Origin of the sequence: Rhabdothermincola sediminis, from assembly GCF_014805525.1 — a bacterium.
In the GTDB taxonomy this organism is placed as follows: domain Bacteria; phylum Actinomycetota; class Acidimicrobiia; order Acidimicrobiales; family Acidimicrobilacustridaceae; genus Rhabdothermincola; species Rhabdothermincola sediminis.
Genome location: NZ_JACFSZ010000001.1, coordinates 81755 through 103476 on the forward strand (window position 1 = coordinate 81755; position 21722 = coordinate 103476).

21 protein-coding genes are annotated in these 21722 nt (G+C 72.0%); 9 read left to right on the forward strand and 12 right to left on the reverse strand.

Annotated elements, in window-relative coordinates; translation table 11 throughout:
- Positions 1-32 precede the first annotated feature (32 nt).
- The 3 genes from HZF19_RS00495 to purU all read right to left on the reverse strand — a co-directional run bounded on the left by HZF19_RS00495 (position 33) and on the right by purU (position 4062).
- A complete protein-coding gene (locus HZF19_RS00495) occupies positions 33-2579 on the reverse strand; it encodes a penicillin acylase family protein (protein WP_208026760.1) in 2547 nt (848 codons plus the stop codon).
- A gap of 71 nt (positions 2580-2650) precedes the next feature.
- The gene (locus HZF19_RS00500; RefSeq protein ID WP_208026761.1) at positions 2651-3112 is read right to left on the reverse strand and encodes a hypothetical protein; all 462 of its coding nucleotides are present in this window, start codon (positions 3110-3112) and stop codon (positions 2651-2653) included.
- A gap of 101 nt (positions 3113-3213) precedes the next feature.
- Positions 3214-4062 carry a formyltetrahydrofolate deformylase gene (gene purU / locus HZF19_RS00505; RefSeq protein WP_208026762.1) on the reverse strand — a complete coding sequence of 283 codons (849 nt, stop codon included), beginning with the start codon at positions 4060-4062 and terminating at the stop codon, positions 3214-3216.
- 63 nt (positions 4063-4125) lie between these two features.
- On the opposite strand from purU, the gene HZF19_RS00510 reads away from it, so the two are divergent.
- Genes HZF19_RS00510 through HZF19_RS00525 form a run of 4 tightly spaced genes read left to right on the forward strand, consistent with a single transcriptional unit; the run spans position 4126 to position 8313 of the window.
- Complete coding sequence (locus HZF19_RS00510; RefSeq protein WP_208026763.1) at positions 4126-4695, forward strand: MauE/DoxX family redox-associated membrane protein; 570 nt, start codon at positions 4126-4128, stop codon at positions 4693-4695.
- Between the two features lie 25 nt (positions 4696-4720).
- Positions 4721-6913 carry a hypothetical protein gene (locus HZF19_RS00515; protein ID WP_208026764.1) on the forward strand — a complete coding sequence of 731 codons (2193 nt, stop codon included), beginning with the start codon at positions 4721-4723 and terminating at the stop codon, positions 6911-6913.
- Positions 6914-6944: 31 nt separating this feature from the next.
- Entirely contained in the window at positions 6945-7766 is an 822-nt protein-coding gene (locus HZF19_RS00520) for a hypothetical protein (RefSeq protein WP_208026765.1), read from the forward strand.
- Positions 7767-7803: 37 nt separating this feature from the next.
- A complete protein-coding gene (locus HZF19_RS00525; RefSeq protein ID WP_208026766.1) occupies positions 7804-8313 on the forward strand; it encodes a hypothetical protein in 510 nt (169 codons plus the stop codon).
- 27 nt (positions 8314-8340) lie between these two features.
- Here HZF19_RS00525 and HZF19_RS00530 read toward each other — a convergent pair whose 3' ends face one another.
- The gene (locus tag HZF19_RS00530; RefSeq protein WP_208026767.1) at positions 8341-9456 is read right to left on the reverse strand and encodes a DUF1214 domain-containing protein; all 1116 of its coding nucleotides are present in this window, start codon (positions 9454-9456) and stop codon (positions 8341-8343) included.
- Positions 9457-9498: 42 nt separating this feature from the next.
- Positions 9499-10518 (reverse strand): NADP-dependent oxidoreductase, encoded by a 1020-nt coding sequence (locus tag HZF19_RS00535; protein ID WP_208026768.1) that lies wholly within the window; start codon positions 10516-10518, stop codon positions 9499-9501.
- Positions 10519-10600: 82 nt separating this feature from the next.
- On the opposite strand from HZF19_RS00535, the gene HZF19_RS00540 reads away from it, so the two are divergent.
- Positions 10601-11410: a L,D-transpeptidase family protein gene (locus HZF19_RS00540; RefSeq protein ID WP_208026769.1), complete on the forward strand. Its 810-nt coding sequence runs from the start codon at positions 10601-10603 to the stop codon at positions 11408-11410.
- Positions 11411-11441: 31 nt separating this feature from the next.
- On the opposite strand, the gene HZF19_RS00545 is transcribed toward HZF19_RS00540, so the two are convergent.
- The gene (locus HZF19_RS00545; protein WP_208026770.1) at positions 11442-12155 is read right to left on the reverse strand and encodes a TetR/AcrR family transcriptional regulator; all 714 of its coding nucleotides are present in this window, start codon (positions 12153-12155) and stop codon (positions 11442-11444) included.
- Between the two features lie 279 nt (positions 12156-12434).
- Between HZF19_RS00545 and HZF19_RS00550 the strand changes: the two genes are divergently transcribed.
- Positions 12435-12626: a hypothetical protein gene (locus HZF19_RS00550; RefSeq protein WP_208026771.1), complete on the forward strand. Its 192-nt coding sequence runs from the start codon at positions 12435-12437 to the stop codon at positions 12624-12626.
- A 132-nt stretch (positions 12627-12758) separates the two neighbouring features.
- The gene (locus HZF19_RS00555) at positions 12759-13820 is read left to right on the forward strand and encodes an LLM class flavin-dependent oxidoreductase (protein ID WP_235979094.1); all 1062 of its coding nucleotides are present in this window, start codon (positions 12759-12761) and stop codon (positions 13818-13820) included.
- A gap of 15 nt (positions 13821-13835) precedes the next feature.
- Here HZF19_RS00555 and HZF19_RS00560 read toward each other — a convergent pair whose 3' ends face one another.
- Together HZF19_RS00560 and HZF19_RS00565 are read right to left on the reverse strand one after the other, a co-directional pair.
- Complete coding sequence (locus HZF19_RS00560) at positions 13836-14609, reverse strand: type 1 glutamine amidotransferase (RefSeq protein WP_208026773.1); 774 nt, start codon at positions 14607-14609, stop codon at positions 13836-13838.
- Complete coding sequence (locus HZF19_RS00565) at positions 14609-15913, reverse strand: Mur ligase family protein (protein ID WP_208026774.1); 1305 nt, start codon at positions 15911-15913, stop codon at positions 14609-14611. Before HZF19_RS00565 ends, HZF19_RS00560 begins: the two co-directional genes overlap by 1 nt.
- A gap of 202 nt (positions 15914-16115) precedes the next feature.
- On the opposite strand from HZF19_RS00565, the gene HZF19_RS00570 reads away from it, so the two are divergent.
- The gene (locus HZF19_RS00570) at positions 16116-16844 is read left to right on the forward strand and encodes an SGNH/GDSL hydrolase family protein (RefSeq protein WP_208026775.1); all 729 of its coding nucleotides are present in this window, start codon (positions 16116-16118) and stop codon (positions 16842-16844) included.
- Positions 16845-16879: 35 nt separating this feature from the next.
- Here HZF19_RS00570 and HZF19_RS00575 read toward each other — a convergent pair whose 3' ends face one another.
- The 4 genes from HZF19_RS00575 to HZF19_RS00590 form a co-directional block, all read right to left on the reverse strand.
- On the reverse strand, positions 16880-18088 hold the full coding sequence (locus tag HZF19_RS00575; RefSeq protein ID WP_208026776.1) for a cytochrome P450: 1209 nt from the start codon (positions 18086-18088) through the stop codon (positions 16880-16882).
- 59 nt (positions 18089-18147) lie between these two features.
- Positions 18148-18828 carry a potassium channel family protein gene (locus HZF19_RS00580; protein ID WP_235979052.1) on the reverse strand — a complete coding sequence of 227 codons (681 nt, stop codon included), beginning with the start codon at positions 18826-18828 and terminating at the stop codon, positions 18148-18150.
- Entirely contained in the window at positions 18821-20194 is a 1374-nt protein-coding gene (locus HZF19_RS00585) for a TrkH family potassium uptake protein (RefSeq protein ID WP_208026777.1), read from the reverse strand. The genes HZF19_RS00580 and HZF19_RS00585 overlap by 8 nt, the downstream gene beginning before the upstream one ends.
- 86 nt (positions 20195-20280) lie before the next feature.
- The gene (locus tag HZF19_RS00590; RefSeq protein WP_208026778.1) at positions 20281-21291 is read right to left on the reverse strand and encodes an LLM class F420-dependent oxidoreductase; all 1011 of its coding nucleotides are present in this window, start codon (positions 21289-21291) and stop codon (positions 20281-20283) included.
- An 80-nt stretch (positions 21292-21371) separates the two neighbouring features.
- On the opposite strand from HZF19_RS00590, the gene HZF19_RS00595 reads away from it, so the two are divergent.
- A complete protein-coding gene (locus HZF19_RS00595) occupies positions 21372-21719 on the forward strand; it encodes a nitroreductase family deazaflavin-dependent oxidoreductase (protein ID WP_208026779.1) in 348 nt (115 codons plus the stop codon).
- Positions 21720-21722 lie beyond the last annotated feature (3 nt).

The window sequence follows — 21722 nt, forward strand, 5'->3', positions numbered from 1 at the left end:
ACGGCGCCAGCGTGGAGCCGGGGATCTGTGCTTCAGCGGCGCACGGTCTTCTCCTGGAGGTTCCTGTCGGACGCCACGTCCTCGTTCTTGAACACGACGGTCCGCCAATCCTTGGCCGAGAAGCGCTCGGTCGCCCCCACGAAGAGCGGCGAGGTCCGGTCCTGGGTCTGCCCGTAGGTCAGGAACACCTTCGCCTCGGGCCCATCGGGGCCGAAGTGGACGGCCAGGAGAAAGCTGGTGCCGTTGTTGATCAGGTACCCGTCAGCCGTCAATGCCGAGCGGGGGGCGACGGTCGGTCCCCGCCCGGGAGTGGGCTCCATCGTGGAGGAGCCGGCACCGTAACCGACGACGTTGGTCACCCCGTCGGCGTTGTCGCCGCCGTGGATCGGGACCCGTACGCCGGCGCGGTCTGCGGCCTGCAGCTCCCCCAGGCTCGCGGTCAGGGGATGGCCCGCAGCCTGGAAGATCTGCACGGCCCGGGCGAGGTTCACGAGCACCGGGTCAGGGGAGGCGTCGGTGGTGGGGGCCAACCCGGCGGGAGTGTCGACCGGGCGGGCCGGATCGAAGGGCTCGGCCCACAGTCCCGGCGTATCGCCGAGCAGCTGTGCCGGCTCGAAGCGCCCGATGAACTCTCGCCACAGCGCGGCACCGACCCGGTCCAGCTCGTAGCGCCCGTCCCAGCGGTCGAGCACCTCGCAGGCGTCGCGCAGGTCGACCGTCGCGGCAGGCAGCACCTCGGTGCCTCCGTCGGTCAGCGGGGGGACGGCAACGGTGGCCGCGCCACGACACCGCTGCACCACACCGTCCTTGAGCACCCGTGAGGTGTAGCCCCGGTTGGCCAGCGACGCCGCTGCGAGCTCGTCGAGGTCGAACCGACCGTCCGCGCCGGCCGGGCCCGATGCGCTGGTGTCGCGCAGGACCACCGCGTTCTCACGGGTGCGCGGCGAGCGCGCGGTGCGAGGTGGGCCGTGCAGGGGTGAGTAGTCGCCTTCGAGGGTCTCGGTCGCGTTCGCCAGCCAGTAGCTGTCGTTGGCGTTGAAGACGTGGTCGCGTCGCTCGACTTTGGGCATGGCGGCGTAGGGCACGAGGCCGGGATCTCGCGCGCCGGGTAGGTCGAGCCATTCGAACCGCGAGTCCGACCCGTCGAGCAGCACTGCCCGGTTCTGGGCGGCGATCGCCACCATGGGGTCGGTGCGTTTGGCCTCCTCGTAGGCCGCGATCGCCTCGGTGGAGAGTGCCGGGGTGGCCGAGGTGTCCGCGTACCAGGCCCGGCCGTCCGCGCTGACAGCGATGGTGTTGAAAAGAGGCACGCCGGTGTGGGTCTGGTGTGCGGCGATGAACTCGTCGAGGTCGGCGGCTCGGTTCATGGCCAGGTACTGGTCGACGAACTCGTCGTTGTCGATGTTCGCGTCCCGGTAGGTGATCGTGGTGCTCTCGGTCCAGCCGACCCCGGGGAAGTCGAGCACGGGGCCGTAGTGGGTGGACCACAAGGTGCGGGTCTCGCTGCCCATGGTGCCGTCGGGCTGGCGCACCTGGACCGTGATCGCTCGCGAGGTCATGGGTCGCTCCTCGCCGTCGTAGAGGTAGCTGGTGGGCTTCCCCGGCACCAGGTCGACCGTGTAGGCGGTGAAGCGGTTGCCCGCCGAGACCGTATGCGACCAGGCGAAGTTCTCGGTGAAGCCGATGCCGACGCCTGGTAGCCCCGCGAGCTGCGCGCCGTAGAGGTCCAGCTCGCCGGGGATGGTGAGGTGCACCTCCCAGAACCGCAGTTCCCCCTCCCAGGGGAAGTGCGGGTTGGCGAGCAGCAGGCCGCCGCCGTCGGCGCTCCGCTCGGAGCCGATCGCCCACGCATTGCTGGCGGAGGGGGCCGCGCCGAGCACGGCCAGGTCGGTCGGTGCCCGCCCGCGGTGCGAGGCGGTGGCTGCTCCCTCGCCGGGGGGTGCGCTCGCGTCGCCGGAGGGCCCACCAGCGGTCACGGCGGGCGGCTGGGCCCCGGCGATGAACTCGATCAGCCGGGCACCGCTGGCCTGCAGGGCGACGGATCGAGCGTACGCGTACGCGTCCACGGCGCTGATCGGGGCCACCCAGGGCTGCCCGGCGCACCACCCGTCGATGCCGTCGACACCGGCGTCCTCGAGGTACGCGTTCCAGCCGGCGGCGAACCCCTCGAACAGCTCGTGCACCCCGTCGCTCTTGTCGGGCCACTCCTGCCGGGCACGGGCGTCGATGCCCAGCGCGAGCCACCCGAAATCCGACGTCAGGTTGCGGTCGTTCTCGCCGGGCCCGAACCACTTCGATCGCTCACCGCGGATCTTGAGGACCTGATCCGCCAGGTCACAGGAGTGGTCCTCGGCACTGGCGTAGCCCTGCCCGAACGCCAGGCTCCCCAGGTCGCCGGCGGTTATGTGCGCGACGCCGTCGGTAGTGCGGCGGATGGTGGCCTCGTAGCCCCGCCGCTCCGGGCGGTCATCGGTGCTGCCGGCGGGGCCGGAGCGCTCACCGTCGTTGGTGCACCCCGCGAGGAGCAGCGCCAATCCGGCGAGGAGGGCCATGAGCCGGCTGGTGGTGCGTGCGTGCATCAGTGCTTCCCCCTGGTGCGCCGGGCGGACCGGGCCGGCGCACCGCCCGCCATGTTTGCAGGATCCGATGTTCAGGGTCGCTCGGTGCTCTTCGCCGTGTCCCCCGCCCGATCACCGGGCTCGCTCGCGCCGGTATCGGGTCGCGCCGGGTCGAGAGAGTCGGAGGCGGGCTCGCAGCCCTCCGGTCGCAGGTCGAGCACCTCCCGCAGGTCGATCACCGGATCGCCGCTCGGTCGTCGAGTGCGGGCACCTGGTGGCTCGAGGACCAGCACCACGTGCCACCGCCGGAGCCGATCACGGTGGGGCGGGTGGTGGTCGTCCAGGCTGACCCACACCGCCAGGTCGCGCCGCCCGACGTGCAGCACCGCCTCGCTGGGCCGGAGGAAATGGTGCCACCAGCGCAGCCCGCGGGCGAAGGCGAGTAGGCGCCCACCGTCCACGGTGACCTGCACCCGGCGACGGCGCTGCCGCAGGTCGCGGTTGCGGAGCCATCGAAGGCTGGCCCGCCGAGCGGGCGGGGGGTGAGAGCCCATCGCGGGGTCCTCCTCGATCCTGTCGCCCCCAAACCTGCCTCAGCGGAGCGGAAACCGCAAGGGGTGATCTTGGAAACGCCCTGGGTGCCGGCCCTGACCGTCTACTCGAACACGACCGTGCGGTTGGCGTAGGCGATCACCCGGTGCTCCAGATGGGCTCGCACGGCCCTGGCCAGGACGAGCGCTTCGAGGTCCCGGCCCCGGCGAGCCATGGTCGCCGGGTCATCGGCGTGGGAGACCCGGGTGACGTCCTGGGCGATGATCGGCCCCGCGTCGAGCTCGGCGGTCACGTAGTGCGCAGTGGCGCCGATCAGCTTCACCCCCCGCTCCCAGGCCTGGTGGTAGGCCCGGGGACCGGCGAACGCGGGCAGGAACGAGTGGTGGATGTTGATCGTCCGCTCGCCGAACGCTTCGCAGAACGCCGGGGAGAGGACCCGCATGTAGCGGGCCAGCACCACCAGGTCGGGCTCGAGCTCGCGCAGCAAGGAGACGACCCGTTGCTCCTGGTCTACCCGGCTCGCCCCGCCTTCGTCCGCCACCGGGACGTGGTGGAAGGCGAGGTCGAAGCGCCGGGCGATCGGGGCGTGGAGATCGTGGTTCGAGATGACCGCCACGACCTCGGCGGGCAGGTCACCGGTGGCACAGCGCCCCAGCAGGTCGTACAGGCAGTGCGGCTCGCGGGAGGTGAGCACCGCCAGGCGTGCGGGGCCGGGGACGTGGAGCTGCCAGCTCATCGACCAGCGCTCGGCCACCGGCTCGAAGCTCGCCCGCAGGGCGGTGGCGTCCGCGGGGTGCTCGAACTCCACCCGCTGGAGGAACAGCCCGTGCTCGGTGTCGCTGTACTGGCCGGCGTCGACGATGTTGCCGCCGTCCTCGGCCACCCAGCGGGCCACGTCGGCGACGATGCCCGGCCGGTCCGGGCAGGTCAGCAGCAGCACGGCCCGGGTCACTGGCGGGAGGCTAGTGCTCCCCGTCGGCCCGGTCAGCGCGCCGCGGCGCCTACCATGACCCCCGTGACGGAGCTGGTCGCCCCCCTCGCCATCGTCGCCGGGGTCGTCGCGGTCGGGGGGGCGATGAAGATCGCCGACCCCGGCGCCACCCAGGGGATGCTCCGAGCGCTCGGGATGCCCGCTGCCCCCTGGCTCGCTCGCGGCGTCGGCCTGCTCGAGCTGGCTACCGGCCTCGCCGCCGCGCTGCTCGGCGGCCGGGTGGCATCAGCCGCCGTGGCCGGCCTCTACCTGGTTTTCGCCGCCGTCGCCTGGCGGCTGGTGCGCGGTGGGCAGGCCTCGTCGTGTGGCTGTTTCGGTCGGCTGTCCGCCCCCGCGACGAGAGTCCACGTGACCGCCGACCTCACCGCCGGCGCCGTCGCCGCCGGGGCCGCGGTCGCCGCCGCCCCGGGGTTGGCCGGGCTCGACGCCGGCGGGCCCCTGCAACAGGTCACGCTCTTGGCCCTGGTGGCCGTCGGCACCTGGCTCGGGGTCGCCATCCACACGGTGTTGCCGGCGACCCTGGTGTCCGCCCGCCGGGTTCCGGCGCGGGCCGCCGTGCAGGAGTTCCGCATCGGCCCGCCCGCCGCCCGATGAGCACCACCTCGCAGCCCTCTCGCCCATGACCACCAGGACGCCACCCTCCACCCGCTTCGCCGACACCGTCGCTCGCTACCTCGGCCGGCGCTTCGACCGCCGAGGGTTCTTCGCCCGCTCGGCAGTGGTGGGCAGCGCCTTGGCCGTCAACCCCGTCACCTACGCGCTGCGGCCCACCACGGCGTACGCCGCCATCTGCAACTGCAACGGCTCCAACTGCGACTGCGGCGCGCTGTGCTGCGACGGCTACACCGAGTTCTGCTGCACCCTCACCGGGCAGAACACCTGTCCGCCAGGCACCCTGCTCGGTGGTTGGTGGAAGGCCGACGGCACCGCCTTCTGCAACGGGCCCCGCTACTACATGGACTGCAACGCGCCGTGCAACGGGTGCGGCTGCGGGGCCAACGGCATCTGCTCGGGCTCCTGCTCGGGCACGGGCTGTGGCTGCGCGCAGGGCGACTGCAACAACCGCAAGTCCGGCTGCACCATGTTCCGCTACGGGCAGTGCAACCAGCACGTGCCCTGCCTGGGCCCGATCGTCTGCCGGGTGGTGACCTGCGTGCCGCCCTGGGCCATCGAGCCCTCCTGCACCACGACCCTGCGCATCGACCAGGCCACCGCCGGCCACGACCGGCCCTGCCTGCACCGCACGGTTGGTTCGCTCGACTCGGCGGTCGAGGTCGCAGGTGGGGTCCGGGTGCAAGGGTGGGCGCTCGACTTCGACACCCAGGAGCCCGTCGACGTCCACGTCTACGTCGACGGGCGCTGGGCGGGCCAAGGCCTCGCCGACCGATCCCGCCCGGACGTGGGCGCGGCGTACCCCGGCTACGGGAACGGGCACGGCTACGACCTCACAGTGCCCGCCCCCAGCGGCGGGGTGCGCAACGTGTGCGTGTACGGGATCAACAAGGGCGCGGGCTCCGAGAACGCGCTGCTCGGTTGCCGCCAGGTGCGAATGGCCAACCCCTTCGGCTCGCTCGACGGGGTCGCGGTCGGAGAGGGCACCATCCGCCTGACCGGGTGGGCAATCGATCCCGACACCACCGGACCGGTCACGGTTCACGTCTACGTCAACGACAAGTACGTCACCCAGGCGATCGCCAACCGCTCCCGCCCCGACGTCGGTGCGGCCTACCCCGGGTACGGAAACCAGCACGGCTTCGACGTCACCTTCCCCTTCGGACCAGGACGGCACCGGGTGTGCGTGTACGCCATCAACGTGGGCGACGGCACCACCAACCCGCTCATCGCCTGCCGCACGGTGGAGATCGGCGTCCCGTTCGGGTCGCTCGACTCGGTCGCGCCCGGGCCCGGGCGGATCGCGGTGGGAGGCTGGGTGATCGATCCGGACACCGTGGCGCCCACCCAGGTGCGGGTGACCGTCGACGGCCAGCTCGCAGCCACGCTGGACGCCGACCTCGATCGACCTGACGTGGGCGCGGCGTACCCCGCCTACGGCTCCCAGCACGGCTTCGCCGGCACCGTGCCGGCCACACCAGGGACGCGCCAGGTGTGCATCAGCGCGGTCAACATCGGGCCGGGTCCCGACCCGCTCATCGCCTGCCGCACCGTGAACGTTCGGTCCGGCAACCCGTTCGGCTCCCTCGACGGCGTGGCCGCCGGCCCGGGGGTCGTGAAGGTCTCGGGCTGGGTGCTCGACCCCGACAGCGACTCGCCGGTGACGGTGCACGTCTACGTCGATGGGCGCTGGGGCGGGCAGAGCGTGGCGAACCAGCCCCGGCCGGACGTGGCCGCCGCCCACCCCGGCTACGGATCGGCGCGGGGATTCGAGCTGACCCTGCCCGTGGCCGCCGGGTGGCGGGAGGTGTGCGTGTACGGCATCAACATCGGTGCCGGTACCACGAACCCCCTCATCGGCTGTCGGAGCGTCTTCGTCGGCGGTGCGCCCTTCGGTTCCCTCGACGGCGTCGCGACTGGTGTCGGGTCGTTGCGGGTCACCGGGTGGACGATCGACCCCGACGTCGCCGGGCCGATCAGCGTGCACGTGTACGTGGACGGCCGCTGGGCGGGCCAGGGACTCGCCGATCGCCCTCGCCCCGATGTCGGCGCCGCATATCCCCTGTACGGGCCGAACCACGGCTTCGACCTCTCGGTGGCGGCGGCGGCAGGGAGCCGACAGGTGTGCGTGTACGCGATCAACAGCGCGGGCCACGAGACCAACCCGCTGCTCGCCTGCCGCCGGGTGGTGGTGCCATGAGCCGCGGCGCCGGGAGGTCGAGCTGATCGTGGTGGCGCTGGTGATCGCCCTGGCGGTCGTGGTGGCGCTGCTCGGGGTGCTGGTGGTCGGCCTGCTCCGCAGCCACGCCGAGATCCTCCGGCGGCTCCACGAGCTCGGTGCCGGTGTGTACGACGACGACGAAGCCCCCGGTGAGGAGGGTGGGGTGCGGTCCCCGGTGGTGCTGGGTGACCGGGACCGGATCCGCACCCGCGATGGGGTGGCCGAGCCCCGGCCCGACTCGACCCCGGCCCACGACCTGGCCGGCACGACCCCCGACGGTCGGGCGAAGGCGGTGGGAGTGGTCGGCGCGGCGCACACGACGTTGCTGGCCTTCCTCTCCACCGGGTGCGGCACCTGCGCCGACTTCTGGCGAGCCTTCGCCGGGGGGGAAGCCGACGAGCTGCCCGGCCGCGACACCCGGCTGGTGATCGTCACCAAGGGCCCGGAGGAGGAGAGCCCCGCCGCGGTCGCGAACCTCGCACCCGCCGGCCACGTCACCTTGATGTCGAGCCAGGCGTTCGCCGACTACGGCGTGCCCATCAGCCCGTACTTCATCCTGGTCGACGGGCCGGAGGGGCGGATCGTCGGCGAAGGCGCGGCGGCCACCTGGGCTCAGGTGGCCAACCTCCTGCGGCAGGCAGCCGGCGATGCGGGCCTGGGGTCGGGCCCGCCGGGTACGGCACGCCGGCGCGGTCGGCTCGACGGCCCGGCCCGAGAAGCCCGTGCCGATGAGGAGCTGCTGCGAGCCGGCATCACCCCGGGGCACGCCAGCCTCTACCCGGACCGGATCGTGACCGAGCTGGCCTCGCCGGAGGACGAACACCCCGGATGAGTGGGCGGAGCGGAGCTGAGTAGGTGGAGCGGAGCAGATGAGACTCGAAGGATTCGGCCTGGCTGCCACCACGCTGCGGGGCTGGGACGGCGAGATCTACCGGCGCGACGCCGAGGCAGCCCTCACCCTCGCCGGGGGCGGGAGCGACCGGTCCCCGCTGAGCGGCGGGGCGCAGGGTCCCGGCGAGACACCCACCCCGATCCTGCACTTGGCGAACTTCCCCTTGCCCGCGGTGCGCGGCGACTACGGCGGGGGGGCGGTCGAGCTCATGGGTCGGGGCGGGGTCTTCATCTCGTTGCTCGAGCACGACCCCGCCGAAGCGTCCACCGCACTGTTCCGACACTCGGGGATCCCCTGGCCGCTGCGGGAGTCCGACTTCGACCCTCGCCAGATGCAGCGCACCATCAGCGGGCAGGCGGGCTGCCAGCGGTTCTTCACCCACGCCGGGCGGGCGTTCTGCCTGTACGTGGCGATCGGCAGCTACGTGCTGCGATCGGTGCTGGTGCCGGAGGTCAACGCCGCGCTGGCCACCGTCGAGTTCGGCTGAGCCATTCCGCCACTGGTGAACCGGGGCTCAGCCCACGCGGCGCACCGCGGCCGAGATGGGCGAAGGTGAGCCGTCCGCCAGCTGCCAGCGGAAGTAGACGAAGCCCGTGAGGTGGCCGGCGGTGTCCACCCAGTTCGGCTCGCCGGGATCGTCGGGCCCCACGAAGATCCTCCACGACCCGTCGGGCTCGAGGGTGATCTGGCGTGCGTTGAGCGAGACCCGGTGGTAGCGGGCGTCGTAGGACTGCATGTACTGGTTCCACACCTGCACCCCCCACCACACCGATTCCGGCGACCGGCCCCGCAGCTCGAGCACCTGCCCCGGTTCCAGCCGGTAGAAGCCGTAGGCGTGGAGGTTGTCCGGCGTGGACCACGGTCCCGCGGCCTGGTGCGGCTCGCAGATGGTGTTGAAGGCGTCCGGTGAGTCGGGTGCGGGGAGGGGTGCCAGGCCGGTCCAGCCCCGGACGTGGTTGGCCACCGCTCGTAGCCGGTCAGCGACGGCGGCGAACGACAGCGGTGGCGGGGGAGCCACCGGTGCGGGTTCGCCACGGCCGTCGACGACCTCGATGGTGAACGACGCCGGTCGCTCGGTGGCGGGGTCGAAGAAGTACTGGCGGGCGATGACCGAGATCGTGTCGGGAGCGAGCTCGATCGCCGGCTCCAGCTCGGGACGGGCGCTCAGGATCAGCTCGAAGCTGTCGCCGGGGCCGGGTGCGAAGGCGGTGTGGTTAACGTTTTCGACCACCCGCTCGGCCGGGCTGCCGTCGGCTCGGCCGCCGTACACGCAGAAACCCAGGTAGCACTCGTCGCCTCGCCGGCCGGTGATGCGGTAGCTGCGGGTCGGGTTCAGCAGCGCCAGGTGGTAGAGCGAGTCGGTGTTGTCCCCACCGAACTTGCGGACAGGGGTGATCATGCGGATGAACGCCGGCCGGTCGGCGTCGCCGTGGAGGAAGAACTCCAGCCCGGTGGCCAGCAGGTCGAGCAGGTGGACGTAGCCCTCGGCGCGAGTGACCTCGTCGTCCCACCCCCGCCCCGGCCGGTCGAAGCTGGCCTCGAGGTCGGCGAGCAGGCCGAGCAGCTCGCGGTACGCCCCCGACGCGTCGTCGGGCGGTATGGGTGGCGGTTGGGCGGCGTCTCCGCTCATCGGCCGACGACGCTACCCGCCAGCGCCCCGTCGGGGCCTCGATCAGGGCTCGGGGCCGACCTTGACCACCACCTTGCCGATGTTCTCGCCCGTGAACAGCATGTTGAGCGCGTTCGGTGCCTGCTCGAGACCGTCCACGATGTGCTCCCGCCAGCGCAGCAGGCCGGCCTCGGCCCATGCCCGCAGCTGGTTGAAGCACTCGGGGAAGCGGTCCCAGTGGTCGAGGGTGATGAAGCCTTCCATCCGTCCTCGGCGCGAGATCAGGTTCAGGTAGTTCGACGGCCCGGGCGGCTTACCCCGTTCGTTGTAGATGGCGATGGCCCCGCAGAGCACCACCCGGCCGTGCATGTTGAGCGCGCCGAGCACCGCGTCGAGGACCGCTCCGCCGACGTTGTCGAAGTACACGTCGACCCGATCGGGGCAGGTTTCGCGCAGCCGGTCAGGAAGGTCTTGCGTGCGGTGGTTGATGCACGCGTCGAAGCCCAGCTCGTCGACGACCCAGGCGCACTTCTCGTCCGACCCAGCGATGCCCACGACCCGGCAGCCCTTGATCTTGGCGATCTGGCCCGCGAGCGACCCCGTGGCCCCGGCGGCGGCCGACACCACCACGGTCTCGCCCTCCTTGGGTTGCCCGATGTCGAGCAGCCCGAAGTACGCCGCCGCCCCGGTGGCCCCGAAGACGCTCATCATGGGCAGCAGCGGGGTGCCCGGCTCGAGGCGAGTGGTGAACACGTCGTCGCGGCAGATGCCGTACTCCTGCCAGCCCGGCATCGAGTAGACGATGTCGCCCACCTCGAAGGCATCGCAGCGGGACTCGACGATCTGCCCGATCCCGCTGCAGCGCACCACTTCCCCGAGCTCCACCGGGGGGAGGTAGCCCTCGGCACGGCTCATCCAGGTTCGCACCGTGGCGTCCATCGACAGGTACACCGTGCGCATCAGGGCTTCGCCTTCGTCGAGCGCCGGCGGCGGAGCCTCGATCAGCTCCACGTCACCCTCGGAGAGGAGGCCCTCGGGTCGGTGTCGCAGCACCAGCTGGCGGTTGGTCTCGGGTCGTGCCATGCCTACTGGATAGCCCACCGCGTACCCTGGCGCGCTCATGTGGCGTTTCCGGCCGCTGAGTGCCATCCCAGGACTGGGCCTCATGGCCATCGTCACGGCGCTGGCACTGGTGCTCGGGGCCTGCTCGGCCCGCGACCGGGACGAGGCTGTTCCTTCCGGCCCCGATCAGGCTGGGACTTCGCTGCCCGTCGAGACGACCACCACCGCGCCCCCGACCACGACCACCCTGCCCCCCACCACCACGCCACCCCCGCCCACCTACCGCCCGGGGTCGGCGGGGCCGGAGGTGCTCGCGCTCGAGCAGCGACTGGCGGAGCTGGGGTTCCGGCCTGGCCCGGTGGACGGCACCTACACGGCGGAGACGTCGTCCGCGGTGATGGCGTACCAGAAGCACGAGGGGCTCGGCCGGGACGGCATCGCCGGGCCCGAGACGATGGGCGCGGTCTTCGCCCCGCTCCGGGGCCCGGGCCCGCTGCCGTGGGGCCCGGCGCCCCGGCTGGAGATCGATCTCGACCGCCAGATCATGTTCGTGCTGCTCGACGACAGCGTCACGGCGCTCAACATCTCCAGCGGCAACAACCAGGCCTACCGCCACCCGGCGGGGTACACCGCGGTGGCCGCGACACCGGTGGGGGAGTTCGCCGTCGAGCGCAAGATCGACGCCGCGGAGCACGCCCCGCTCGGCATCCTGTACCGCCCCATGTACTTCAAGGGAGGGTTCGCGGTGCACGGCTCGACCAGCGTGCCCGGTTACCCGGCCAGCCACGGCTGCGTGCGCACCAGCTACGCGGATCAGGACTGGTTGTTCCCCCTGATCCCCCGCGGCACCCCGGTGGTGGTGCGCAGTGGCGGCCCGGTCATCGATCCCGGCACTGACGCACCGCTGGCGTGACGGACGGCGGCGGGACGGTCGCCCGCGAGGGTCAGCGTGCGGGTCGTGTGCCCCAGCGTTCGGGGTTGCCCCACCTCGACGTCCCGAGCACCAGGAACAGCTCGCAGACCACGTCGATGAGCTGGTCGAGCGATCCGGGCTCGTCGCGCTCCATCCAGTCGATGATGATCTCGTTGATGGCGCCAACCATGCCGAGGGCCACGAGCTCGAAGTCGTGCCCGGGGTCGGTGCCCTCGGGGAAGTAGTCGAGGAAGAAGTTGGCCAGCGCTTCGGCGTACCGCAGATGAGCGGAGCGCCGGCGAGCTTCGAGCGCGGGGCTGACGCCCACGGCTTCGAGGCACACGATCCGCGCCGCGCGGGGATCGTCGAGGAGCGCGTGGACGAAGGCCCCCACCCGGGCGCGGGTGTCGCGGCGGAGGTAGTCGGGCCCCGGCTCCACCTCGGCTGCCAGGACCTCCTCCCAGGCCCGAGCCAGGAGGTCCTCGTAGAGGGAGGCGAGGAGGTCCTCGCGGTTCTGGAACTCCTCGTAGAAGTAGCGGGTGCTGACGAACGAGGTCCGGCAGAGCTCCTCGATCGAGGTGGCGGCGTAGCCCTTGGTGCCGAACAGCTCGAGGGCGCTGTCGAGCAGGGCCTGGCGCCGCTGGGCCCGCCGCTCGCTCAGGGTGAGACCGCGGTGGAGCCGCTCCCGTGGTGGCCGCGGGGCGTGGGCTCGGCCCCGAGCCTGCCCGCCTCGTTGATCGGTCACGGACTCAGGCTACGTCCCGCACCAACCCGGGTCCCGCACGACTCGCTCCCACACCGACTCGGCTCCCATACGAACTGGCATGTCAAACGCGTGCCCTGGCACGCGTTTGACATGCCAGTTCGGCAGTTGGAGAGATGAACGTTCGGGAGTCGAAGAGGTGAAAAGGGGCCTTTCCAAATCGTCCAGCTTGTGGCATCGTGGCCAGGACGGGTTGGTCGGGCCCGCCGTGAGCGGCCATGTGGGAGGGGCCGCACGCCTCGGAGCGCCCTCGGAGGGATCATGACGGAGAACCGATCGATCCTCGAGCCCCTCGATCCCGAGGTGGCTGGCACGCCTCTGGCGGGCGTCCTCGCCGACGTGCGGGCCGCGTACCTGGCCCCCCTCGACGAGGGCGTGGCGGCCCGCCAGCTGGCGGTGCTCCTCGCCCTCGCCGGCGTCGAGCCGGCGTGCTCGCCCGCGGGCAGCCGTTGACCCGGCCCCGGCGTCGGGTCGGGCCGGGCCGGTCGAGCGCAAACCGAGGGTGCGCGCGGCTGCCAAGATGGCGCCGTGTCGCCGATCACCCTCCACTGGTTCCTCCCCACGGGCGGTGACAGCCGGGAGCTGATGCCCACCGGCGAGGCCGCCCACCGCCGCCAGCCCGACCACGACTACCTGGCACAGGTCGCCCGGGCGGCCGAACGTCTCGGATTCACCGGGGTGCTGACACCGGCCGGCACCATGTGCGAGGACGCCTGGGTCACCACCGCGTCGCTGCTCGCCGACACCGAGACCCTGCGCTTCCTGGTGGCGTTCCGGCCCGGGCTGCTGTCGCCCACGCTGGCGGCGCAGATGGCGTCGAGCTACCAGCGCATGTCCGGTGGTCGCCTCCTGCTCAACATCGTCACCGGCGCGGACACCTCTGAGCTCGGTCGGTTCGGCGACTGGCTCGACCACGACCAGCGGTACGAGCGAACCGACGAGTTCCTCACCGTGCTGCGGGGGGCGTGGTCCGGGGAGCCGTTCGACTTCGAGGGCCGCTACTACCGGGTGCGAGGCGCGACCAGCCGTGCCGTTCCCGACCCCCTCCCGGCCATCTACTTCGGCGGCGCCTCGCCGGCGGCAGAAGCCGTCGCGGCCCGCCACGCGGACGTGTACCTGGCCTGGGGCGAGCCGCCCGCGATGGTGGCCGAGCGGCTGGATCGGGTCCGGGCGTCGACCGCCGCGGAGGGTCGGTCGGTGCGGTTCGGCATCCGCTTCCACGTCATCGCCCGCGAGCGCGCCGGGGACGCCTGGGCGGAGGCCGAGCGCCTCCTCGCCGGCATCGACCCCGCAGCGGTGGCTGCAGCCCAGGCCGATTACGCCGCCACCCAGTCGGTGGGCCAGCAGCGCATGGCCTCGCTGCACGGGGGCCGGACCGATCAGCTCGAGGTGTACCCCAACGTGTGGGCGGGGGTCGGGCTGGTCCGGGGCGGAGCGGGCACGGCCCTGGTCGGCAGCCACACCGAGGTGGCCGACCGCATCGAGGAGTACCACCGGCTGGGCTTCGACGAGTTCATCCTCTCCGGGTACCCGCACCTCGAGGAGGCCTACTGGTTCGGCGAGGGCGTCATCCCCGAGCTCCGCCGCCGGGGGTTGGTGGCACCCGACCACCATCCCGCACCGCCCGCCTTCGCCAGTTTCCGCTGACCGTTCCCGCTGGACTCAGCCCCGCCGGATCAGGTCCTTCCAGGATCGGCGGGGTTGGAGCTCCCCCTGGCGGGCCGCCCGGATCCGCTCCTCGCGCAGCATCTCGACCTCACGGTCGTCCAGCGGAGCCAGTTCCCCGGCCACCCAGCCGAGCAGCAGGTCCGCGAGAGCCGGGTTGCGCGCCAGCGCCGGCCCGTGGAGGTAGGTGCCGACCACCCGCCCGCTGACCGCGCCCTCCTCACCCCAGCCGTTCCCTTCCCCCACCTCCACCCGCCCGAGAGGCCGGGCCGCGGGACCGAGCCGGGTGCGCCCCCCGTGGTTCTCGAACCCGGTGAGCTCGGGCAGCCCCCAGCACGGATCCGGCTGCACGAGCAGCTCCCCGACGGCGCGGGGGCGCTGCAGGCGCACGGTCTGCACGTCGAGCAGCGCCAGCCCCGGCCGTGGCTGCCCGACAGCGTCGGGGAACTGGTGGCCCAGGATCTGCATGCCGGCGCAGACCGCGAAGACCACCGCCCCCCGCTCGACCGCCCGATGGAGCGCCCCCTGCTCGGCCAGCTCCCGAGCCGCCTCGACCTGGGGGCCGTCCTCGCCCCCACCGAGCAGATAGAGGTCACCCTGCTCCGGGATCGGCGCGCCGCTCTCGACGGTCACCAGCTCGTGGGGGATGCCGCGCCACGCCAACCGCTTGGCCAGGACGGTGGCGTTGCCACCATCGCCGTAGGTGCCGAGCAGGTCGGGGTAGAGCTGCACCAGGCGCACCGCCGAGTCGCCACCGGTCCCCGTCCCCATCAGCGGAGCGTCTCCAGCGCGTCCTGGAACGCGGTGTAGTTCGCGGCGACGTCCACCGCGGGGCTGCCCGCGGCCTGCACCGCCGCGGCGAGAGTGTCGGCGACCACGTGATCTACCGCCGCGTAGCGCAACCGCACCGCCAGGTCGTGGCGGCGCTCGCCCGTCGCCACCACCCGCCGGCCCCGGAGCCGCTCGAAGGGCACGTCCCACAGCCAGGAGGGGTCGTGGCCGTCGGCGACCCGAGCGTTGATGGCCACGACCACCGGCTGCGGTGGGGGAGCCAGCATGTCGAGCGCTTCGCGCCAGCCTGCCGGGTTCTTGGCCAGCAGGAGCCTCGCCCGGCAACCGTCGACGGTCACGGTGCGGTAGCGGCCCGCCACGTCGTCGACGTCCGCCATCGCGGCCGCAGCCGCCTCGGGGGTGGCACCCATCGCCTCGGCAGCGGCCAGGGCCAAGGCCGCGTTGGCCCGGTTCACCCGGCCCGGGAGGCGCAGCTCGAGCGCGGTGCGCCTCCCGTCCCGGTGGGCGACCGCATCACCGTCGAGCCACAGGTCGGGCTCGGGTCGAGCCAGGTCGCACCCGAGGCAGCTCCACCCGCCGCCCTCGAACGAGAGACGACCACCACAGGCGGGGCAACCGGTGGCATCCCCTCGCCAGGTGTCGCCGGTGCCGACCCAGATGGTCCGCCATCCACGACCCGGGTGCACACCGGGAGCATCCGGATCGGTGGCGTCGGTCCCCATGGCTGCCCACACCACGAGCGGGTCGTCCGCGTTGGCCACCACCTGCCGGGGCGGGTCGGCGGCCAGCGCGCCACGCCATCGCTGCGCGATCTGGCGCACCTCGAAGGAACGGTCGAGCTGGTCGCGACTCAGGTTCAACAGCACCACGGTGCCTGCCCGGGTCTCGGCCAGCACGACGCCGAGCCACCGCTCGTCGACCTCGAGCACCGCGGTGGCGTCGAGCCGGGCCCGCCCCAGCGCGGCGACGTGACCGGGGGGCATGTTGGCGCCGAGCGTGTTGGACACGACGGGTCGATCCGCGGCCAGTGCGGCCGAGAGCAGCCGGGTGGTGGTGGTCTTGCCGTTCGTGGCGCTCACCAGCGCGACCTCGCGACCCACCCTGGCGGTGAGGTGGGCGAGGAGGTGCCGGTCGAGCAGGAGCGAGACCCGCCCACCGATGACGCTGCCCGATCCGAGCCCGCTGAGCCGGGACGCGTCGGCCACCGCCCGGCCAGCGGCGACGGCGATGCGGCTCCGCCAGCGGGGCCTGCGGCCGGGCTGGGCGGGGGCTGCGGCATCCACGGTCGAGCGATCGTACCGCCCCGGCCGGGCCCGCCGGTGAGGGCGCCGGCTCGCCGCGGCGCGGGGGACCGGTCCGCCGGGGTGGGACGTCGGACCGGGGACGGCGACAGTGGGCCACCGTGGGCCGTTCGGTCCATGACCGGGCCGGGCATTTGACGCCCGCTATGGTCGGCAGCGCGATGTGGTCGGAGGAACGTGGAACGTGACGAACCGGTGGCGGGTGGCGGCATCCCGAGATCGTCGCGGCCGTCTCCTCGGCGACGGCGGTGAGGTCCGACTCCCCACCATCCTGGGTGTGGGGATCGGTCTGGTGGTGTTGGTGGTCCTCGCCATCCGCATCGCCTACCTCACAGGGGTGATCGACGACCACCGTGACGACCGGCCCAGGGTCCTGATCCTCGGGGACTCCATCACCGATCGGGGTCAGCGAGCCCTGCGGGCCGAGCTCGGCGCCGCCTACGACCTGTCGATCGACGGGAAGGCGAGCTTCCGGATCGACCAGCAACTCCCCTCCGCGCAGCGGTGGTCGACCCGTCCCTTTTCCCAGGTGGTCATCAACCTGGGCACGAACGACGCCGACCAGGGGTGGCCGCCGGCGGAGTCCGCGGCCGCGCTCACCGAGATGGTCGGTCTATTCCCCGACGCCACGTGCATCCACCTGGTGACCATCAACGAGCGCCCGCCGGACCTCCACGGCGGCGAACCGGCGCGCGCCGCCAAGGCCCTCAACGAGCACATCCGCGAGCTCAGCGTGAGCGACCCGCGGGTCCGCATGGTCGACTTCGACGCCATCCTGCGACGGCTGAGCGCGGAGGGGTTCGAGCCCACCCTCGACGGTATCCACCCCACCGACGAGACCCACGAGCTGCTCGCGCAGGCCATCGCCGAGTCGCTCGACGCCTGCAACGTCACGAGCGGCACCACCGGCTGACCGGACGCCGCGCGCCGGGGCCCGGCCCCGTCGTGCTAGGCGGCTGCGCCCACCGGGGCGGTGGGTGTGAACCGGACCGGCATGGATTCGAACCCGCTGATGAAGTTCGCCGGCCGCAGCGGGGTCGGACCCGCAAGCTCCAGATCGGGCAGCCGGGCGAGCAGGCGCTCGGTCATCACCTTCACCTCGAGCCGGGCGAGGCTGGCTCCGAGACAGAAGTGGGTACCGAACCCGAACGCCACGTGCTCGTTCGGGGATCGCTCGATGTCGAAGGTCTGGGGGTCCTCGAAGACGTCCTCGTCGCGGTTGGCGGAGTGGTACAGCAACAGCACCTTCTGGCCGGCCCGGAGTCGCTGGCCCCGTAGGTCGACGTCGCGGGTGACCGTGCGGGCCATGTTCTTGATCGGCGTGACCCAGCGCAGCATCTCCTCGACCGCGGACCCGAGCAGGGACGGGTCCTCGATCAGCTTCTGCCGCTGGTCGGGGTGGCGGATGAGCTGTTCCATGCCGCCGCTCACCACGTGGCGGGTGGTCTCGTCGCCGCCGACGAGGATCAGCAGCGATTCCTGGACCAGCTCGTCGTCCGCCAGGCGATCGCCGTCGACCTCGGCGTGCACCAGGATGCTCATGAGATCGGTGTCGGGCGGGCGTGACCGGCGGTCCGCGATGACCTTCGTGGCGTAGGCGGTGTAGTTGGCGAACGCTTCCGCGGCCTTCGCCATGAGCTCCTCGCTGGCCTGGTTGCTCTGGGCGGAGACCATCTCGTCGGACCATCGCAGCAGGTCGGCTCGGTCCTCGGGCGCGACGCCGAGCGCGTCGCCGATCATGATCATCGGCAGTGGAGCGGCGATGTCCATGACCAGGTCGCACTCCCCGCGCTCGCACACCGAGTCGATGATCTCGTCGCACACCCGGCGGATCTTCGGCTCCAGATCGCGCACCTGGCGTGGGGTGAAGCCCCGGTTGACCAGCTTCCGGCGCCGCAGGTGATCGGGGTCGTCCATGTCGATCATCATCGGCAGGGGATCGAAGTTGGGGCGGATGCCGCCCGCGTTCGAGAACGTCGCCGGGTCGCGGGCGACGGCCTTCAGGTCGTGGTACTTGGCGATCCCCCACACCCCGTTGCGCTCGTCGAAGTACACCGGCGCGTTGGTGCGCATCCAGGCGTACAGCTCCTGAGGATCCGACGCATAGAACTCGCCGTCCACCAGGTCGATGTCGGGATGGGTCGGATGGTCGGGCATGCCTCCACCTTGGCAGATGTCTGACGGTCTGTCAGGTGCGGTGGAGGGCCCGGGTCAGCTCAGGTCAGCTCGGCGAACCCTTCCACCGCCGCGACGTCGCCCGCGACCAGCACCAAGCAGTCCTGGTCCAGCACCGAGTCCGGGTTGGCATAGGTGAAGCGCTCGCCGCGGGGCTTGACGAACACCACGGTCACCCCGTAGCGGGCGCGGACCTGCGACTCGCCGAGGGTGCGGCCCCACAGCTCCCTCGGCACCCGGGTCTCGACCAGGGCGAAGCCCTCACCGAGCTCGATGTAGTCCACGATCTTGCCGGTGACCTGGTGGGCGATGCGTCGGCCCATCTCGTGCTCGGGCAGGACCACGTGCGACGCGCCCACCTTCTCGAGGATCCGCTTGTGGGAGTCCGTCACCGCTTTGGCCCACACGTCCCGCACGCCGAGCGCGACCAGCTCCGCGGTGGTGAGGATGCTGGCTTCGACGTCGCCGATCCCGACCACCACGTGGTTGAACTCGGTGGCGCCGATCTGGCGCAGCACCTCGGGTCGGGTCGCATCGGCCGCGATGACCTTGGTCAGGAGGGGCGCGAACTGCTGAACGGTGTCGGTGTCGACGTCCACGCCGAGCACCTCGTGGCCGAGGGCGACGAGCTCCAGGGCGAGGTGACCGCCGAAACGGCCGAGCCCGATCACGAGCATCTCCTCGTCGTGGCGCACGACGCGGCGGCGAGCCCGTTCAGCCAAGGAGGGGCCTCCCTTCCGGGTAGCGGTAGAGCGTCTCGCGGCTGCGGAGTACCAGCGCGGTGCCGACCGTGACCGGTCCGAGACGGCCGAGCAACATGAGCGCGGTGAGCACCAGCTTGCCCCCGAGGGGTAGCTGGGGGGTGACCCCGGTGCTCAGGCCCACGGTGTTCAGCGCGGACAGGGTCTCGAACGAGGCCGCGTCGGCGGGCAGGTCACCGACACTGGCCAGCGCCACAGTGCCGGCCATCGCCAGGCCGACCCCGAGCAGGGCGATGGTCACCGCCTGGCGTTGCGCGCGTTCGTCGACGCGGCGCCCGAACACCGCCACGTCGCGCTCGCCGCGCACCTCGGACCAGATCACGAAGCCCAGCAGCGCGAACGTGCTGACCTTGATGCCCCCGGCGGTCGAGCCGCTCCCCCCACCGATGAGCATGAGGGCCTGGGTCACCAGCGAGGTCGGCTCGCGGACCAGCGCGTAGTCGACCGTGTTGAACCCGGCGGTGCGGGGGGTGATGGAGGCGAACACGGTGTTGACGAGCCGGTCGGGCGCCGGCATCGCGCCGAACGTGTCGCGGTTGGTCCACTCGAAGAAGCCGATCGCCACTGCGCCCGCGATCAGCAGTGCCGCCGTGGCGGAGAGCGTGAGGCGGGTGTGCAGCGACCACCACCGCCATGACGCCCCTCGCCGGGCGACGTCGAGCACCACGGGGAAGCCGATGCCCCCGACGACCACCAGCGCTGCCACGATCAGTAGCACCGCCGGGTTGCCGGCGAAGCCGATCAGGTTGTCGTTCGATGTGGAGAACCCCGCGTTGTTGAACGCCGAGACGCAGTGGAACAGCCCGAACCACAGCGACTCACCGATCGAGGAACGGGTGGTGAGCCACACCGCGGTGCTGAGGGCCACGAAGCCGATGCCCTCCACCACGGCATAGAACAGCGCGATCCGCCCGATGAGGTGGCGGATGCCCCCGAATCCCGCTTCGTTGAGCTCCACCTGCGTGCTGAGCCGGCTGCGCAGGCCCAGCCGGCGGAAGACCACCACCCCGAGCAGCGACGCCATCGTCGTGATGCCGAAGCCTCCGATCTGGATGAGCAGGAGGATCACCACCTGGCCGAACACGCTCCAGTACCCGTCGGCCTCGACCACGATCAGGCCGGTGACGCTGATGGCCGACACGGCGGTGAACAGTGCGTCGGCGAGCGGCGGCGCCTCACCGGACACCGTGGCGAACGGCAACCACAGCAGCACGGCGCCCACCAGCGCGGCCGCGGCGTATGACAGCACCACCAGCCGGGCCGGGTGCAGCAGCGACGTGTGGGACGCGCTCGCGGGTTCGGCGCTGCGGCGCAACAGGACACGCACCGCCGCGGGACCCTAGTAGCGAGTACGCGGCGAGGGAACGATCCAGCCGGCGCGAGCGGCGCTCCCAGCCGGCGTCCCGCCGCCGCTCAGGACAACACCAGCTCGGCGACGGTGCGCAACCCCTCGATGCCGGGGGAGTAGACGAGCAGGGTCGACACGGGGCTCTCCTCCCAGGCCTGGAGCCGGTCGCGGATGCGCTCGGGCGGGCCGCACAGCGAGATGGCGTCGGCGAACTCGGCGGGCACCAGGGCGATCGCTTCGTCACGGCGGCCCTCGAAGAAGGCCTCCTGGATCTGGACCGCCTCCTTCTCGAAGCCGAAGCGGCTCATCAGCTTGGTGTGGTAGTTCTGGCCCTTCGCCCCCATGCCGCCGATGTAGAACCCGAGCATCATCTTCACCGGCGCCAGGGCGGCCTCGAGGTCATCGCCGATGTTGACCTGGACGCCGGCGACGATGTCGAAGTCCGGGGGAGCGCCGGCGAGGGACTCGGCGTACACCTCCGGGTGGAACGGCGAGTAGTACAGGGGCAGCCACCCGTCGGCGATCTCCGCGGCCATGGCCACGTTCTTCGGCCCCTCGGCTCCCAGGTAGATCGGCAGGTCACGGCGCAGCGGATGGGTGATCGACTTGAGTGGCTTGCCGAGCCCGGTGCTGCCCGGCCCGTGGTAGGGATGCTGGTAGAACTCGCCCTGGAAGTCGAGGGGCTCATCCCGTCGCAGCACCCGGCGGATGATCTCGACGTACTCGCGGGTGCGGGCCAGCGGCTTGTCCGCCGGTCTCCCGTACCAGCCCTCCACGACCTGAGGCCCCGAGACGCCGAGCCCCAGCATCATCCGCCCACCGGAGATGTGGTCGAGGGTGAGTGCCGCCATGGCGGTGGCGGTCGGGGTGCGGGCGGCGATCTGCACGACGCTGGTGCCGAGCTTGATCGTCGAGGTGTGCCCCGCGATCCACGCCAGCGGGGTGAACGCGTCGGATCCCCACGCCTCGGCGGTCCACACCGAGTCGTAGCCGAGGCGCTCGGCCTCCTGGGTGGTGGCGATCACGTCGGGGGGTGGGAGCTGACCCCAGTAGCCCCACATCAGGCCGAGCTTCATGGCCGTCGACGCTAGCGGTCCGTGACGGACCGTCAGAAATGAGGACCTGCTCTCCCGAGGCGGGTAGACACGGACCCGTGGTGGACGACGACTACTGCTACCTCACCACGACCGGGAGGCAGACCGGCCGCGACCACCGGGTCGAGATGTGGTACGTGCGCGACGGTTCCACCGTGTACCTGCTGGCCGGGGCGGGGCGGTCGACCGACTGGGTGCGCAACCTCGAGGCGGACCCGCGGGCGAGGATCCGCATCGGCGACCAGGAGCTCACCGCCACGGGCCGAGTGCTCGACGCGCCCGGCGATCGCGAGGAGGCGGCGATGGCTCGGGAGCTGCTCTACACCAAGTACCAGCCCCGCTACGAGGGGTTGCTCGACGACTGGCGGGATCGCGCCCTGCCCGTCGCCCTCGATCTCCAGCTCAGCTGAGCG